The organism is Leucobacter celer subsp. astrifaciens (assembly GCF_001273835.1).
GTDB classification, from domain to species: domain Bacteria; phylum Actinomycetota; class Actinomycetes; order Actinomycetales; family Microbacteriaceae; genus Leucobacter; species Leucobacter celer.
Genome location: NZ_JHEI01000134.1, coordinates 183430 through 199788, shown reverse-complemented (window position 1 = coordinate 199788; position 16359 = coordinate 183430). Strand labels below are relative to the sequence as shown.

Here is a 16359-nt window from a genome sequence, read left to right as displayed (position 1 = left end):
TGGACGATCCCGTGTCCGCTAGTTGTCGTCCCCGTTGTCGTCCGGGTTCGTGTCGTTCTCCGGGGGCGCGGCGACGGTGATCGTCTTCGCGGCGGACTCGGGGGAGACCCGATCGACTCCGCTGGCCTGGCAGGTGGCCGTGTAGACGACCGTGATCGTGCCGTCGGGGTCACCCGGGTTCAGCGTTGCGGCCTGCAGATTCGCCGTCGATCCCGAGACGCTGGCAAGGCTGCCATCGCCGGTGACGGTGACCACGTATCCCTGCAGCGTGAGTCCGGCCGGGCAGATGTTGCTGGAGAGCTGCAGCGTGAACGCCTGGCCGGAGTCGACGCTGTCGACGCCGCTCGGGGCGGCCGGCGGATCCGTGATCTCGCCGAATGCCACGTTGACCGTGAGCACGATCGCCTGGTCGAAGGGCACGCGGGATCCGCTGGGGTTCACCTCGGTGACGATGTCGACGTCCTCGTCGGAGGACTGGTTGCCCGGCTGGGTGGAGACGTTCGGGAAACCGAGCTCGTTCAGGTAGGCGATCGCGTCCGCGGCTTTCTTGCCGACGATCTCGCTCCGGTCGATCGCGCCGGTCGTGGCCGGAGGCGGTGTCGTGGGCGTCTGGGTCGGCGTCGTGGGCGGCGGGGTCGTCGTCCGCACCGGATCGCCGCCGCCACCGCTCAGCAGCGCGTAGGCGGTGCCGACGCCGATGATGAGCAGCAGCGCGGCCAGCGTGATGAGCGGCCAGGTCCACGGGCTGCGCTTCTTCTTGACCGGCTCTTCGCCATCCGCGGTCTCGTCGTCCTGCGCCGGCTGCTCGGCCGTCTGGCCCGCCAGTGCGGTCGTCTGCGGCAGCGCCGTGGTCGCGGCGTCCGACACCAGCGTCTGCTGCGGCATCACCGTGGTGGCCGGCAGCGAGCCGCCGAGCACCTGCGGCACATAGCTCGCCGCCAGCTGCACGTCGCCGCGGTGCAGCGCGGTCGCGGCCTGCGCGAGCTTCGCGGCGGTCGCGGGGCGACCCGCGGCGTCCTTCGCGAGGCACGCCATCACGAGATTGCGCACCGGCTCCGGCACGTCGCTCGGCAGATCCGGCGGGGTGTCGTTGATCTGCGCCATCGCGATCGCCACCTGCGACTCGCCCGTGAACGGGCGCCTGCCCGCGAGGCACTCGTAGGCCACGACGCCGAGGGAGTAGATGTCGGTGGTCGCGGTGGCGGTGTGCCCGCTCGCCTGCTCGGGCGCGAGGTACTGCACGGTGCCCATGACCTGGCCGGTGGCGGTGAGCGGCACCTGGTCCGCGATCCGCGCAATGCCGAAGTCGGTGATCTTCACGCGCCCCTCGGGCGTGATCAGCAGGTTGCCGGGCTTGATGTCGCGGTGCACGAGGCCGGCGTCGTGCGCGGCCTGCAGCGACGTGGCGGTCTGCGCCACGATCCCGAGCACCCGGTTCGCCGGGAGACGCCCTTCGCGCTCGATGATCGCCGACAGCGGCTCACCCGGCACCAGCTCCATCACGATGTACGCGGAGCCCTGCTCCTCGCCGTAGTCGAAGACGTTCGCGATGCCCTCGTGGTTGACGAGCGCGGCGTGCCTCGCCTCGGCGCGGAAGCGCTCGAGGAAGCCCGGATCCCCCATGTACTCGTCCTTGAGGATCTTGATGGCGACGGTGCGGCCGATGATGCTGTCGGTCGCCCTCCATACCTCGCCCATGCCTCCGACGGCGATCCTCGAGCTGAGCTCGTAGCGTCCGCCGAATGTGATCCCTGCCGATGGCCTCATTCGCTCAACACCGCTTCCATTACTCGTTTTCCGACTGCCGTGGGGAGGTCGAACGACCCGCCCTCGAATCCAAATGCCTCGCCGCCGCCGTCCTCGATCACGACGGCGATGGCCACCTCGGGGTCGTCGACCGGCGCGAACCCCGTGAACCACAGCGTAAAGGGAAGGTCATTCCCGTTCTCGTCCGTACCGTTCTCGGCGGTGCCCGTCTTGCCCGCGACCCGCACCCCATCGATGCCCGCGTTCTGCGCGAGACCCTCGGGGTTGGAGACTCCGTGCTCCATCATGCCAGCGACCGCGTCCGCCGTCTTCTTCGAGATGGGCTTCGAGAACTCCTCGGGCGAGTAGTCCTTCTCGACGCGCAGATCCGGGGTGATCACGCGGTCGACGAGGTAGGGCTTCATGACGGTGCCGCCGTTGGCGATGCCGGCCGACACCATCGCGATCTGGAGCGGCGTGACGCGCACGTCGAGCTGGCCGATCGAGGAGAGCGCCACCTGCGCGTCGTCCTCGGGCAGCGGGGAGGCGCTGGGCGTGACCGTCAGCGGAACCGAGAGATCCTGGCCGAAGCCGAAGGCGTGCGCCATGTCGGGCACGGCGTTGCTGTCCATGTCCATCGCCATCTCGGCGATCGGGATGTTGCACGACAGCACGATCGCCTGCTCGAGCGTGGCCTTCGAATCGGGGCCGCAGGTGGTGCGCGAGGCGTTCTGCATCTCGTGTGTCGACTGCGGCAGCTTGAGCCGGTCGGGGTTCGCGTACTCGGTGGAGGGGGTGGCCTCGCCCGCCTCGATCGCGGCCGCCGCGGCGACGAGCTTGTAGACGGATCCCGGGTGGTACAGATCGCCCGCGATGGCGCGGTTCTGCAGCGGCTGCGAGGGATCCTCCTCGAGCTGGCGGTAGTTCGCGATGATCTCCGCGTCGCTGTTCGTCGAGAGCACGTTGGGGTCGAAGCTGGGGGTCGAGACGAGCGCCAGGATCTTGCCGGTCTTGGGCGCGATGGCCACCACGGCCCCTTCGAAGCCGCTCTCGGTCATCGCCGCCTCCGCGGCCGCCTGCGCCGCGGGGTCGATCGTGGTCTGCACGGAGCTGCCCTGGGGCGCGACGCCGTTGAGGGTGTTCATGATCCGGGTGAAGAACTGCGCGTTGCCGATGCCGGAGAGATCCTGGTTCATCGCGGCCTCGAGCCCGGTCATGCCCTGCGTGTGCGAGAAGTAGCCGGTGATCGGGGCGTAGAGGGGGCCGTCGGAGTACTGCCGCACGAAGCGGAACGAGTCGCCCGTGGGGGTGGAGTACGCCACGGGATCCCCGTCGACGAGGATCGATCCTCGTTCCACCTTGTAGCCGTTCTTCACCGTGCGGCCGTTCAGCTCGTTGGCGCGGAGGTCGTCGGCCGACACGAACTGGATCATGGTGACGGCGAAGAACAGCACCAGGAACATGGCGAACACGGTGCGGGTGAGGAACTTCAGCTGCTTGTTCATGTGCGGATCACCAGCTTCGGTCGATTGCGCACCGAGTTGGAGAGCAGGATGAGCAGGGCGATGATGATCCAGTTCGAGACGAGCGAGGATCCGCCTGCGGCGAGGAAGGGTGCGGTGAGGCCGGTGAGCGGGATCACGCGGGTCACGCCGCCGACCACGATGAACACCTGCAGCGCGATGGCGAAGGCGAGGCCCGAGGCGAGCAGCTTGCCGAAGTCGTCCTGCCCGGCGAAGCCGATGCGCAGGCCGCGGCCCACGAGCAGCAGGTAGGCCGCGAGGATCACGAACAGCCCGATGAGCCCGAGCTCCTCGCCGAGGCTCGCGAAGATGTAGTCGCTGCGCGACTCGGGGGTGTCGAACGGATAGCCCTGGCCGAGGCCCGTGCCGGTCATGCCGCCGTTGGCCATGCCGAACAGCCCCTGCACCATCTGGTAGCTGCCGCCGTGCGGATCGGCGAAGGGATCGAGCCAGTTCGCGAAGCGCACGTTGACGTAGGCGAGGGTCTGGCTCGCCACGAGCCCGCCCACGACGAACAGCCCGACGCCCAGGATGATCCAGCCGATGCGCCCCGTCGCGAGGTAGAGCATCGACAGGAAGAGCCCGAAGTACAGCAGGGAGGTGCCGAGATCGCGCTGGAACACGAGCACCGACATCGCCGCGAGCCAGAACACGAGCAGCGGGCCGAGATCCCGTGCGCGCGGGAACCGGATGCCCAGGATCTTCTTGCCCACCATGGCGAGCGAATCCCGATTGCGCACGAGGTAGCCGGCGAAGAAGATCGCGAGCAGGATCTTCGCGATCTCACCCGGCTGGAACGAGAAGCCGCCGACGTGGATCCAGACGCGCGCGCCGTTGATGGTCTGGCCGATGCCCGGGAGCATCGGCAGCAGCAGCAGGATCACGGCGCCGAGTCCGGCGAGGTAGGTGTAGCGGAACAGCACCATGTGATTGCGGATCACGAGCAGCACCACGATCGCCGCGACCACGGCGATCGTCGACCAGACCAGCTGGCGCACGGCCCACGCATCCCAGCCCGAGAGCTCCTGGGCGAGGTCGATGCGGTAGATCATGGCGATGCCGATGACGTTCAGGAACGCCGCGATCGGCATGATCAGCGGATCGCCGTCCGGGGCGATGCGCCGGATGGCGATGTGCAGGGCGAACAGGGCGATGACGAACAGCGCGCCTGTTGGCGCCAACGCCGTGGTGGGCTCGCCCACCACGGTCAGGTCGATGATGACGACCGCGGCGATGCCCACGGCGATCGAGAAGAGCAGCAGCGACAGCTCGAGTCCCAGCAGCTTGCGGGGGGCGCGCAGCGCGGTGATGCGCTGCAGCACCGTTTCGCTGGTGCGGGTCTTGTCGAAGGTGCGGGCGTCGCCGTTCTGGGGGCTAGTCATCGTGCACCCCCAGTCGCAGCACGATCTCGCGGGCCTCCTCGATCGAGCCGGCGCCGAGGGTGCGCTTCACCTGGCGCTGCTCGAGGCCGTCGAGCTCGGAGAGCGGGATCTCGGTGTCCTCGGCGACCGAGTGCAGCGAGATGGAGCCGATGTTCTGCTGCACGCCGCGGTAGATGATGACGGTCTCGCCGTCGGTTCCGACGAAGTAGCGGCTCTGCGTCCACTGGTAGCCGAAGAGCAGGGTGCCGCCGATCGCGAGCAGCACGGCCACCACGCCGAGCGCCCACAGCAGGCGGCGGCGGCGATTGCGTCGGCGGGTCTCGGCGATGAGCTCGGCCAGGTACTCGTCGACGCGGGGCTCGAACTGGCTCTCGGCGACCACCGGCGGGCGGCGCACGAGCCGGCGGCGGCCCATGAGGCGGGTGCGGGCGGTCGAGGTGTCGCCGTCCCGCAGATCCGGGGTGGTGGCGGCCGAACCGGCGAACCGGCGGTTCGGCGGCTCGGGCAGCTCGCTGGTGGAGTGCGGATCGGACTCGGGGGCGAGCTCGGTCTCCACGAGCACGACCGTGACGTTGTCGGGCGCTCCGTGGGCGAGGCTCTTGTCGATGAGCGAGTCCACCGCGCCCTGCAGCGACGTGCGGCGGCGCAGGATCTTCTCGATGTCGTGGTCCTCGACGTAGCCGCAGAGGCCGTCGGAGCAGAGCAGCCAGACGTCGCCCGGCCGGGTGTCGAGCACGTCGGTGTCGACCTGCGGCGAGGAGTCGACGTCGCCCAGCACGCGCATCAGCACCGAACGGCGGGGGTGGGTCTTCGCCTCCTCCTCGGTGATCTTGCCGCTGTCGACGAGGCGCTGCACGAAGGTGTGATCCTTGGTGATCTGCTGCAGATGGTTGTCGCGCAGCAGGTAGAGGCGCGAGTCGCCGATGTGGGCGAGGGCGAGCCGGTCGCCGACCGGGATGAAACCGGTGAAGGTGGTGCCGAGGCCCGCGAGCTCCGGGCGGTCCTTGACGGTGCCGCGCAGCTTCGCGTTGGTCTCGAGGATCGCCGTGCGCAGCGTGTTGGTGGTGGCCTCGGGGCTGCTGGTCGGCGGTACGTCGAGCGCGGCCATCTCCTTGGCGGCGATCGCGGAGGCGACGTCGCCTCCCGCGTGTCCGCCCATGCCGTCGGCGACGAGGAAGAGGTGTGCGCCTGCGAAGCCGGAGTCCTGGTTGTTCGAGCGCACCATGCCGACGTGGGAGCCGATGGCGCTGTCGTACTTCACCCGCACGCTCAGGGCCTCAACTCGAAGGTGGTCGTGCCGATGGTGACGGGCGTGAACGGCGGAACCGGGGTCGGTTTCGAGATGCGCTCGCCGTCGACGCGGGTGCCGTTGGTCGAGTCGAGGTCGGTGAGGATCCACTGCTCGCCGCTGCGGGAGAGGCGCGCGTGGTAGGTGGAGGTGTAGTCGTCGACGATGACGAGTGTCGAGTCGCTGCTGCGGCCGATCGTGATCAGGTCGTCGTCGAGGTTGATCGAGGTGCCGTCGGCGACGCCGGAGGTGATGACGAGGTGGCGGACTCCGCCGGCTCCGCCCACTCCGCCTGCCGATGGGAGCGCGCCGCCGCTCGGGGTGATGGTGGGGCCGGAGTGCGTCTGGGCCGGGGCGCTCGGGGGCGAGACCACGGCCGAGACCTGTGGCGCCGCCTGCGGCGCCGATCCGGCATCGCCGCCGTTGCGCAGACGCCGCACGGGGGCGCCGAAGAGATCGCTGCGCAGCGCGTACACGATGGCGAAGATGAAGAACCAGAGCAGCAGAAGGAATCCGCTGCGCAGGATGAGCAGGGTGAGTTCGCTCACAGCCCCCTCCAGAAGTCCTGGTCGATGCTCGGAGGATCTCCGGGCGTCGAGGTCTGCGCCGGGTAGGCGCGTGTCGGCGGTGTGGTGGGTCTGTTCGTGGCCGCGGGAGGCTGGGGGGTGCGGTTGCGCCCCGGCACGAGCTGGAAGCTGAGTGCGGTCTGCCCGATGGTGATGACGATGCCGGGGGCGAGTGCGGCCTCGCGGAAGCGCTCCCCGTTGATCTTGGAGCCGTTGGTCGATCCGAGGTCGCGCGCGATGCCGGCGCCGCCGTCCCAGATGATCTCGAGGTGCTTGCGAGACGCGGCGTTGTCGGTGATGCGGATGCCGCAGTCGCTGCCGCGCCCCACCGTGGTGGTGCCGCGGCGCAGCTCGTGGCGGGTGCCGTCGACGTCGATCACCGCGACCCAGTCGACCGCTCCCTCCACGCGGGAGGAATCGATCTCGAGCACACCGACGGTGAGCGACTGGTCGGCGCGGATCTCGACGTCGGGATCGCCCAGCAGCTGGTAGTTCTGGCGCTTCGCGTGCTTCACCACGACGCCGCGCAGCTCCTGCTCCAGCGTCTCGCCGAGGCTGCGCAGGCGATCCGCGTCCTTGGACGCCACGCGCACCGTGAAGCGGTTGGGGGCGAGCACCCGGTCGCGGTCGACGATGACGGCGCCGATGTCGAGCTCGCGCTTCAGCGCCGAGGCGATCTCGACAGGCTGCACGCCGGATCGGAACGTGCGGGCGAAAGCGCCGTTGACGGCGCGCTCGAGCCCGCGCTCGACGCTGTCCAGAATGCCCACGTGCCGTCCCTTCCTCTTCTGCTCGGTTTCTCGCTGCTACTGCCCGCGCGTCGAATCGGCACGCGGCTACGGCTTTAGTTTAGCCAGCAGTTTAGCCCGCTTTGGTGTGAGGGCTCCCGTGCTGCTAAGCTTGTGGAGTTGTCTGGTGCTCCGGTGCCGGACGGCGACTCGCGCGAGTGGCGGAATTGGCAGACGCGCTGGCTTCAGGTGCCAGTGCCCGCAAGGGCGTGGGGGTTCAAGTCCCCCCTCGCGCACGCGAACGAAATGGCCCCTGACCTGGGATTTTATCTCTCAGGTTGGGGGTCTTTCGCATCGGAAGTGCTAGAAAAAGTGCTAAGCCTTGCCGAACTGGGCGGCGAAACGGTCTACTGCCGACCTCTGCATGGTCGGCGTGACGTGGGAGTAGATGTTCATCGTCGTCGTGATCGTTGAGTGACCAAGGCGCTCTTGGACGACCTTGGGGTGCTCGCCGAGTTCGAGCAGCAGGGTCGCGTGGGTGTGACGCAGCCCCTTGATGGTGACGCGGGTCATGCTGTCGTACTTCGCGGTGATCCATTTGAGGCGGCGATCCCATCTGCTCGTCATGGCATCGGGTGAGCGCAGCTTCCCGTCGTCGTCTCCAAAAACGTAGGCATCGGCTTTCGCCAGCTCGAACGACACTTCGGCGCGGGCAACCTTGTACGAGGCGAGTACCTTCAACGTCTCGGCGTCCACGTCGATGACGCGGGCTTGCCCGGTCTTGGTGGTCTTCGTCTTCGTCCAGTCGTCGGTATCGACGGCGCGGCGGATGCTGATCCGCATCGTCTTCGTGTTGATATCCGACCACTTGAGAGCGAGCGCTTCGGAGCGGCGCATGCCGGTGTAGGCGATGAGTCGCCATAGCGGGAACAGTTCGTCTTCCAGTTCGTCGCGGTTCCAGGTGAGGAAGGTCTGCAACTGGTCGGCTGTCCACGTCGCAATCTCGGGCTTCTGCGCCCGCACCTCGCTCGTGGTCGGTGCTTTGACGGTGCGCTTCTTCTTCGCCGGGTTCACGGTCAAGTGCCCGTCGTCTATCGCGGCGTCGAGGACCACACCGAGCACGACATGCACCTTGTGAACCGAGTTCGCAGACAGCGGCTTGCCCTTGCCGTAGGTGTCTTTGCGGCCGGACTTCTCCAAGTCGCGGTAGTGGCGGGCAATCCTCGTGGCGGTGAGCTTGTCGAGCCGGATGCTGCCGAGCTGCGGCTTGATGTGGTTGCGGATGATCTTCTTGTAGCCCTTGATCGTGGACGCCGCGAGCTTCAATCCTGCCGCCCATTCGTCGGCGTATGCGCCGAGCGTGGGTATCTTGTTCCCGAACTTCTCGTTCTGCTTGCGCTGCTTCAACGCCTCCTGCAAGGCATCGTTCGCCTCGTCGGTGCTGGTAAACCCGGAGCGGGTGAGGCGGCGCATTCCCATCTCGGGGTACTCAGGGTCTTTCAGGACGTAGATCTGGAACCGCCACCGCTTCCCCTTGTCGGTGTCGTAGCCCTGGATTGAACCGGGCTGCCGGGAGCGCGAGCGCCGCTGTTGCTTCTCACCCCCGTCGCTGTGTTCGGCGGGCTGCTTGGTCGTGGTCATGACAGGCTGCCCCTTGCCGTGGGCTTGCCGGGCTGGTGGGTCTGGGCGTAGTTGTCGATGTAGTCGGCGGCGTTGAACACGCGCCCCTCGGGATCGAGCTGCACACCCCGTTCTCGGATCACCCGCGCGCGTGCCCGCGCCGTATCCAAACGCTCTTGATAGGCGGCGATGGTCTTGGGATGCGCCTGAGTCTTCTCGGGATCGTCCTTGCTCGGTGCGGTCATGCCCGCGAGGGTGGTTTCGAGGTAGTGAATACGGTCGGTGCAGATCACCCATTCTTGCTGCCAGTAGTTGAACAACCCCTCGTCGGTGAGGACGAGTTCCCCACGCATCCACCGGTCGATCTCTTCCGGCTCGTACCCCTCGGGCACGCCCGTGAGGGTCGTCTGTTCGTCCGGCGGGGTCAGGAGGGCGGCCGGGGTGGTGCGCAGGAGGTAGGCGATGACGGTGAGGTCGTCCACGTCGACGCGGCGATCCCCGGCTTCGAGTTTGCTGATCCCTGACGGGGAGAGCTTCCGCCCGGTGGCGGCGATTCCGTCGGAGAGGGTGCGCAAGTCCATGCCGATCGCCTGGCGGGCGGTGCGGATGTTGTTCGCGACGTGCGTGTTCGTGATTCCTGCGGGGTTGCCCCGCACCCGTTTTGTTTCCATAGAAGAAATCTACAACGCGGTGATTGACATCGCAAGCCCCGTCGTTCTATCTTGGTATGCACCCCTCGCGCGCGTAACTGGAACGGATGGTGTGATGATGCGGCAGAGCACTCTCGATATGGAAGACCTGCGCAGGCGGCGCAGCCTGGTCATCACCCGCAAGGAAGCCGCCGAAGCCCTCGGCGTCGATCCGCGCACGATCACCACGAGCATCAACGAGGGCACCATCCCGCATGTGAAGCTCGGCCGTCGCATCGTGATCCCGCGCGAGAAGTTCCTCGCCCTGTTCGCCGACACCGCACCCGAGAACGACGGGTCGTAGGCGGCGCTCTGCGGCGGTGCCGATTCGGCACCCCCGTGCCGAGTTCCCGGAGGAATGTCGGCGGCACGACGTAGACTAAACCCACCGACGCCGACCACAAGGAGGCACCCCGCATGGCTACGAAGACTCGCGTATCTGAGGCGCACGTTCAGCGCGTCATCGCGGAAGTGCAGGCCGGGCAGCAGACCGCGGGCGAGGAAATGACCCCCGAGGGCGTGGAGCTGTTGGCTCGCCAGGTGCGCGGTGAAATCACGGTAGACGAAGCCGTTGAAGTGATCGCCGCTCGTACCCGCGCACGCCTGGCTGCTCGCACCGTCTGAACCCAGTAGCGCCTCTATGCCTGATCGGTACACCTACCCGGGCAGCGATGTTCTCGTCAACAAGTTCGGCGTTACCGACTACGACGACTGGAAAGACGCCGAGGCGGACTTCATCGGTGCACGCATGGGTGCCTTGCGTGAGCATCCGATCCTCGGCCGGTACGACCTTGAACACCTGCAAGCCATTCACGCCTATTTGACGCAGGACATGTACTCGTGGGGCGGCGAGATACGCGACACCGACACCCACCCCGGCGGTACCGGGATCGCGCACTGTCGCCCACCGTTCATCGTGCCCGAGGCTGAGCGCGTCTCCGGCATGCTTGCTGGGCGCAACTATCTGCGCCGCTTGGATGCGGACGAGTTCTCTGAGGGGCTGGCCTGGGTGTGGGGCGAGACGACCGCGATCCACCCGTTCCGCGACGTGAATACGAGAACCCAGCATGTCTTCTTCAATCAGCTCGCCCGCGATGCCGGATGGGTCATCGACTGGTCACAGATTCCCGGCGACGTGTTCGCCCACGCCCGCACCCTCGCCATCGTTCAAGACCCCTCGGGCCTGGACGCGCTGATCCGCCCGAACCTCGTCACCGTCGAGGACGCCGCACAGCACGACCGACTGATGGGGCTATTGGACGAGCACGCTCGGGGCTTCACGACACGCCAGACCGTCCGGGATCCTGCGGTGCTCGACCGGGAGCTGGACGCCGCGCGCGAACGCCGCCGTGCCCTGCCTCCGCTGGATGCGTTCGGATACGATGCCCCGCCCGGCGGCGACCGGGGCAGCCCGAGTCTCGGTCTGTAACGGTTGAACAAGCGCCGGGCTTTATTCTGCGAGGGCGCTGAGTTCCTAGGCCTTACCTGAGACCTGCGATAATGAGCATATGCAGTCTCCGTCGCGTCTCCCGCACTTGGTGCGCGGATCGAGCGCGGCCGGGATTGCGACGTTCGCGGCATTGTTCTCGCATGTCGTCGGCGGTGGCGCGATGCCTGGGCCGCTGGGTATCGCTGTGCCGTTGCTGCTGTCGTTGATGGTGTGCATCCTGCTTGCTGGGCGGAAGCTGTCGCTTGCTCGGCTGTCGGTGTCGGTGGTCGCGAGCCAGATGCTGTTTCACACGCTTTTCGTGCTTGGCACCCCTACCGCGGGCGCGCAGATGAATATGTCCGCCGGTCACCATCACGGTCACGGGATGATGCAGATGCCGGTGGTGTCGGAGCAGACGATCACGCTGGTGCATGGCGATGCCACGATGTGGGTGTCGCACTTCATCGGTGCCGCCGTCACCGTCTTCTTCCTGTACCGGGGCGAGCAGGCGATTCATCGTCTCCGCGCCTTGGCGGAGCAGTTCGTCGCATGGGTGCGGCATCGTCTCGTGGTGCCGCTGCGTCTCCCGGCCGCGACGGCCCCGGCGCGGGTGCCGGTCACCGTTGAGACGAGCGGTTGGTCGGTGCTGTCGCAGCTTCACGCATCGACGCTGAGCAGGCGCGGCCCGCCTCGTGTCTTTCGGATCGCTCACTAACTCTCCCAGTGTCGCCGCTTTCCGGCTGGCGATTCGTGTGCTGTAGCCGGCTGTCGCCGCCCACGCACGCATATCCTGCGTGCGCTGTCGCTTGCGTGAACCCTGCGGCCGCGTAGCAAAGAGCGTTCGAGCGTTTCCGTACGGCAGTTCGTATTGATCTGACCGCATCCCCGTACAGGCGGGTGCGGTGCCGACCCCGCGCACGAGTGCGCCTGGTGGTCGGGAGTATGCATGTTTGAGAGGCACAAGAAACCAATGATGAAGATTCGCAATCGCGCCGCGCGCGCCGGGGCCGTGTTCGGGGTGGCGCTGCTGGCGCTGACCGGATGCGCGACCGGGGCCACCGGCGGCACGAACACGCAGCAGGAGGAATCTGCCGCGCAGGTGACCCAGGCGGACTCGGTCACGATCGAGGACGCGTGGGTGAAGACCGCGACGCCGGGCGAGATGACGGCCGCGTTCGGCACGCTCGAGAACGCCTCAGACCAGGACGTGACGGTGGTGTCGGTGGAATCGTCGGCGTCGCCGATGATGGAACTCCACGAGACCGTCGAGAACGATTCGGGGCAGATGGTGATGCGGGAGGTCGAGGGCGGCTTCACGATCCCCGCGAACGACCACCTGCACCTGGAACCCGGCGGGAACCATCTCATGCTGATGGAACTCCCGGAGGCGATCCAGGCCGGTCAAGAGGTGACGTTCACCCTCACGTTCTCCGACGGCTCCACGTTCGAGTTCACGGCCGTCGCGAAGGACTACGCGGGCGCAAACGAGACGTATGAGGGCGACATGGATCATGGCGACATGAACCACGACGACGCCGACCACAGCGAGCACTGATGAGCGCCCCCGACCGGGGCGAGCCGTCCGGCAAGGCGTCGTCGACCCGGCGGCAGTTTCTCCTCGGAGGGGCCGCCGCCGGGGTCGGTGCGGCCGCCGCACTCGGCATCGACTACGCCCTCACCCCACGCGGCGGTGATGCGCCTGCGTTGATGCCGCTGAACGGTAGCGAGAGGGTGCCGTTCTACGGTGCACATCAGGCCGGGGTGGATACCGATGCGCAGGCGCACGCCATGTTCATCGGCCTCGACCTACGCCCCGAGACTGACCGGGATGGGCTGCGGCGCATGATGGGAATCCTCACGGATGATGCGGCACGGCTCACACAGGGTGTGCCGCCGCTCGCGGATTCCGAACCGGAACTCGCGGTCGCACCGGCCCGCCTGACGGTGACGTTCGGGTTCGGGCCGGGCCTCGTCGCCCGCGCGGGCGGCCCCAGCCCAGAGTGGTTGGGGCCGTTGCCCGCGTTCGGCATCGACCAGCTCCAACCGGAGTACGGTGACGGGGATCTGCTGATCCAGGTCGCCTCGGACGACCCGGTCACGGTCGCGCACGCGACCCGGATGCTCCTCAAGGACACGCGCAGCTTCGCGGCTGTGCGGTGGACGCAGGCCGGGTTCCGGCGCGCGCACGGTTCGGTGAAGCCGGGCACGACGATGCGGAACCTGTTCGGGCAGGTCGACGGCACCACCAACCCCGCCCCCGGTACCGCCGACTTCGACGAGGTCGTGTGGGCCACGGGGGGCTGGCTTTCAGGCGGCACGGGGGCGGTGATCCGTAGGATCCGGATGGATCTGGACAAGTGGGATCGTCTCGACCGTTCCGGACGCGACCAATCCATCGGCCGGTTCCAGTCCAACGGCGCACCGCTCACGAGCAGCCCGCACGGGGCGGCGGCTGAGTTCGATGAACCTGACTTCGAGGCGAAGACCCCGATCGGGTTCACGGTGATCCCGGAGTTCTCCCATATGGCGAGGGCCCGCCCGGTCGAGGCTCACGAGCGGATCTTCCGTCGTGCCTACAACTATCAGGGCCCGCCTGCGGGTGATGAGCTGTCGGAGTCGGGGTTGATCTTCGTCTCCTACCAGGCCGACGTGGAGCGGCAGTTCGTGCCGATCCAGCGCCGTCTGGACGAGCTCGATCTGCTCAACGAGTGGACGACCCCGATCGGGTCGGCGGTGTTCGCGATCCCGCCCGGCTGTGCGGAGGGCGGCTTCATCGGCGATACCCTGCTGCGCTGACCCATGGCGGCATCTCCGCGAGGTCGCAGCGCACCAAGAATACACATCACACACATCATTTGAAAGAAAGAAATCATGAACATGAACACCAACACCGATTCCAAGAAGCGCCCCCTCCTCGTGAGCGGTGCGGCCCTGCTCGGCGCAGTCGCGCTCACGCTCGGGGGCGCGGCAAGTGCTCACGCGCATGTCGGTGCGAGCCCGAACACGAACGAGGCAGGCGCATACGCGGTCGTGACCCTCAGCGTTCCTCACGGCTGCGACGCCTCGCCGACGACGAAGGTTGCGATCCAGATCCCGGACGGGATCAACGCGGTCACCCCGACCCGCAACAGCTTCTACACGGTCGAGAAGACCATGGAGCAGTTGGACACCCCGATCACCGACGCGCACGGCAACGAGGTCACCGAGCGGGTCGCCGAGGTCGTCTACACGGCCTCGACGCCGCTGCCTGCCGATCAGCGCGACGTGTTCGAGCTGTCGCTGCAGCTCCCCGAGGAGGCGGCAGGTTCGATGCTGTATTTCCCAGCGGTGCAGACCTGTGAAGAGGGCGAGTTGGCGTGGGTGCAGATCCCCGCAGACGGGCAGGATCCCCATGAACTCGAGCTGCCCGCACCCGGCTTCGAGGTCGTCGCAGCAAGCGGCGACAGCCACGGCCATGGGGATGAGGCCTCCGAAGCGAACACCGGGGAGGCTGCGGCGCACAACGAGGAGACGGCCGCGAGCAATGACCAGACGCCGCTCGTGACTACCGCGCTCGTCATCGGTGGGCTGGGCCTGATCGCGGGTGTGATCGCGCTGATCCGGGGGCGCAAGCAGGCATGACCCTCACCGTCGCCGGGGAGCTCCCACCGCACGCAGGGCGCATGATCCTGCGTGCGGTGGGAGCGCTGCTGCTCGGGCTGCTGTTCGTGTTCGGGGCCGGGGTCGCACCCGCGCAGGCGCACGCCGAACTGCTGAGCACGAATCCCGAGGACGCTGCCGTGCTCGACGCGGCACCGGACACCGTGGAGCTGCGGTTCAATGAGCCCGTGCAGCTGATCGAAGACGCGATGCGTCTCTTCCCCGGCGACGGCACCCCCGTGGTGCTCACTGCTCGCACGGTCGATACGACCGTCACGATCACCTTGCCCGACGATCTCGGTGAGGGCGCGTATGCGCTCGCCTACCGGGTCGTGTCTGCTGACGGGCATCCCATCGGCGGGGCGCTCACATTCCAGATCGGTGAAGGCGACTACACTGCCCCGGACACGAGCACGGCCCCCGCCGATCCGGTCGTGACCGACACCATCGTGTCATTGCTTACTGTCGCGCAGTACCTCGGACTGCTCCTCCTGGCGGGACTCTTGTGCTTCGACCGCATCGTGCTCCGCCGCGACGAAGCCCCGACCCGAGGCACCCGCCGGATCCTGCACTATGCCATTGGCACAGCGGTGGTCGCGTCGCTGCTGCTCATTCCAGCGTCGGGGTCGCGCGTCACCGGCCGCGAGTTCATCACTTACCTGCCCGAGAGGGGCGACCTCGTGCTCCTCCCCGTAAGCACTTGGATGCCTGGTGTCTCCTGGCAACTTCTCGCCGCCGCTACTCTCGTCACCGTGCTCGGCCTCGCCGCCACGATTCTGGGATCCCGCTCGCGAGGTGCTGCGGGCAGGGCCTGGGCGCTCGGGTGCGCGGCCCTCGCGCTTGCCGCACCGCTCCTGGTTGGGCACACCCAGACCGTTCAACCCGTGTGGGTGATGCTCGTCGCAGACTACGGTCACCTCGTCACTGGGGCGTTCTGGCTCGGCGGCGTCACCGGACTCCTGCTGTATCTTCGTGCCGCGCGCCCGGCAGTGCGTGGTGGACGCCCGCGCATTCCGCCCAGTGACGTGGCCGGGGTGGTCGCCCGGTTCTCGCGGTTCGCACTGTACAGCGTGATCCTGCTCGCGGTCAGCGGCACCATCATGGCCGTGCTCATCGTCGGTTCCTGGCAGGCCCTCGTCAGCAGCGGGTACGGCCTGCTCCTCACGATCAAGCTCATCATCGTCGGAGCGGTCATCGCGGTCGCCGCATGGAACCGCAACGACCTCCTGCCCCGCATCACCCGGCACCTGGCCGACGAGCGGCAGTGGGTGAGCTTGCGCCGCACTCTCACTGCCGAGGCCGTACTGCTGGTCGCGGTGCTTGCGGTCACCGGGTTCCTCACCAATACCAGCCCCACCACGACTCCCGAGCACTCGCACGGCACCGACGAGACCACCGCACCCTCGGCGCAAGAGACGGCCGTGCATGCCGAGTCGCAAGGGCTGACCGTCGACGGTACGGTCACGCCGGCCACCACCGGCAAGAACACGGTCACGTTCCGTCTGGAATACAAGGGTGAACCCATCACTACCGAAGAGGTAACCGTCGAGGCGCGCTTACCCGAGCAGGAACTCGGCCCGTTCAACGCAACCCCGCGGTTCGACGCGACCACTGGCGAGTATGAGGCGGTGCTCACGATGCCCGTGGCGGGCGAGTGGCAGATCCAGGTCACAACCCGCATCGACACCTACACCCAACCCATCGCGATGATCCCCGTTACCGTTCGTTAGGGTGTAGGGCGGCTTCTAG

General features: G+C 67.5%; 16 protein-coding genes and 1 tRNA gene. 9 read left to right on the top strand and 8 right to left on the bottom strand.

Annotated features, from left to right (window positions below):
• Positions 1-18: 18 nt before the first annotated feature.
• Genes AMS65_RS04975 through AMS65_RS04950 form a run of 6 tightly spaced genes read right to left on the bottom strand, consistent with a single transcriptional unit; the run spans position 19 to position 7275 of the window.
• Positions 19-1767 (bottom strand): protein kinase domain-containing protein, encoded by a 1749-nt coding sequence (locus AMS65_RS04975; RefSeq protein WP_075200850.1) that lies wholly within the window; start codon positions 1765-1767, stop codon positions 19-21.
• Positions 1764-3251, bottom strand: coding sequence for a penicillin-binding transpeptidase domain-containing protein (locus tag AMS65_RS04970; protein ID WP_053383054.1), 1488 nt, complete (start codon positions 3249-3251; stop codon positions 1764-1766). The genes AMS65_RS04975 and AMS65_RS04970 overlap by 4 nt, the downstream gene beginning before the upstream one ends.
• A complete protein-coding gene (locus tag AMS65_RS04965; protein WP_053383053.1) occupies positions 3248-4651 on the bottom strand; it encodes an FtsW/RodA/SpoVE family cell cycle protein in 1404 nt (467 codons plus the stop codon). The genes AMS65_RS04970 and AMS65_RS04965 overlap by 4 nt, the downstream gene beginning before the upstream one ends.
• A complete protein-coding gene (locus AMS65_RS04960) occupies positions 4644-5918 on the bottom strand; it encodes a PP2C family protein-serine/threonine phosphatase (protein WP_193787004.1) in 1275 nt (424 codons plus the stop codon). Before AMS65_RS04960 ends, AMS65_RS04965 begins: the two co-directional genes overlap by 8 nt.
• A gap of 2 nt (positions 5919-5920) precedes the next feature.
• Positions 5921-6487 (bottom strand): FHA domain-containing protein FhaB/FipA, encoded by a 567-nt coding sequence (locus tag AMS65_RS04955; RefSeq protein WP_053383052.1) that lies wholly within the window; start codon positions 6485-6487, stop codon positions 5921-5923.
• Complete coding sequence (locus AMS65_RS04950) at positions 6484-7275, bottom strand: FhaA domain-containing protein (protein WP_053383051.1); 792 nt, start codon at positions 7273-7275, stop codon at positions 6484-6486. Before AMS65_RS04950 ends, AMS65_RS04955 begins: the two co-directional genes overlap by 4 nt.
• A gap of 170 nt (positions 7276-7445) precedes the next feature.
• On the opposite strand from AMS65_RS04950, the gene AMS65_RS04945 reads away from it, so the two are divergent.
• Positions 7446-7529 (top strand) — tRNA-Leu (locus tag AMS65_RS04945).
• 79 nt (positions 7530-7608) lie between these two features.
• Here the strand turns inward: AMS65_RS04945 and AMS65_RS04940 are convergent.
• Positions 7609-8874 (bottom strand): tyrosine-type recombinase/integrase, encoded by a 1266-nt coding sequence (locus tag AMS65_RS04940; RefSeq protein ID WP_053383050.1) that lies wholly within the window; start codon positions 8872-8874, stop codon positions 7609-7611.
• Entirely contained in the window at positions 8871-9524 is a 654-nt protein-coding gene (locus AMS65_RS19770; RefSeq protein ID WP_162231751.1) for a helix-turn-helix domain-containing protein, read from the bottom strand. Before AMS65_RS19770 ends, AMS65_RS04940 begins: the two co-directional genes overlap by 4 nt.
• A 97-nt stretch (positions 9525-9621) precedes the next feature.
• Between AMS65_RS19770 and AMS65_RS04930 the strand changes: the two genes are divergently transcribed.
• The 8 genes from AMS65_RS04930 (at position 9622) to AMS65_RS04895 (ending at position 16340) form a co-directional block, all read left to right on the top strand.
• Positions 9622-9846, top strand: a complete 225-nt coding sequence (locus AMS65_RS04930; RefSeq protein WP_053383345.1) for a helix-turn-helix domain-containing protein — start codon at positions 9622-9624, stop codon at positions 9844-9846.
• 113 nt (positions 9847-9959) lie between these two features.
• Positions 9960-10166 carry a hypothetical protein gene (locus AMS65_RS04925; protein ID WP_053383048.1) on the top strand — a complete coding sequence of 69 codons (207 nt, stop codon included), beginning with the start codon at positions 9960-9962 and terminating at the stop codon, positions 10164-10166.
• A 16-nt stretch (positions 10167-10182) separates the two neighbouring features.
• The gene (locus tag AMS65_RS04920) at positions 10183-10971 is read left to right on the top strand and encodes a Fic/DOC family protein (protein ID WP_053383047.1); all 789 of its coding nucleotides are present in this window, start codon (positions 10183-10185) and stop codon (positions 10969-10971) included.
• Positions 10972-11050: 79 nt separating this feature from the next.
• Positions 11051-11686 (top strand): hypothetical protein, encoded by a 636-nt coding sequence (locus AMS65_RS04915; protein ID WP_053383046.1) that lies wholly within the window; start codon positions 11051-11053, stop codon positions 11684-11686.
• 258 nt (positions 11687-11944) lie between these two features.
• On the top strand, positions 11945-12526 hold the full coding sequence (locus tag AMS65_RS04910) for a copper chaperone PCu(A)C (RefSeq protein WP_053383045.1): 582 nt from the start codon (positions 11945-11947) through the stop codon (positions 12524-12526).
• The gene (locus AMS65_RS04905) at positions 12526-13767 is read left to right on the top strand and encodes a Dyp-type peroxidase (protein WP_053383044.1); all 1242 of its coding nucleotides are present in this window, start codon (positions 12526-12528) and stop codon (positions 13765-13767) included. Before AMS65_RS04910 ends, AMS65_RS04905 begins: the two co-directional genes overlap by 1 nt.
• A gap of 75 nt (positions 13768-13842) precedes the next feature.
• Complete coding sequence (locus AMS65_RS04900; RefSeq protein ID WP_083451493.1) at positions 13843-14592, top strand: YcnI family copper-binding membrane protein; 750 nt, start codon at positions 13843-13845, stop codon at positions 14590-14592.
• On the top strand, positions 14589-16340 hold the full coding sequence (locus AMS65_RS04895; RefSeq protein ID WP_053383043.1) for a copper resistance protein CopC: 1752 nt from the start codon (positions 14589-14591) through the stop codon (positions 16338-16340). Before AMS65_RS04900 ends, AMS65_RS04895 begins: the two co-directional genes overlap by 4 nt.
• Positions 16341-16359: the final 19 nt, after the last annotated feature.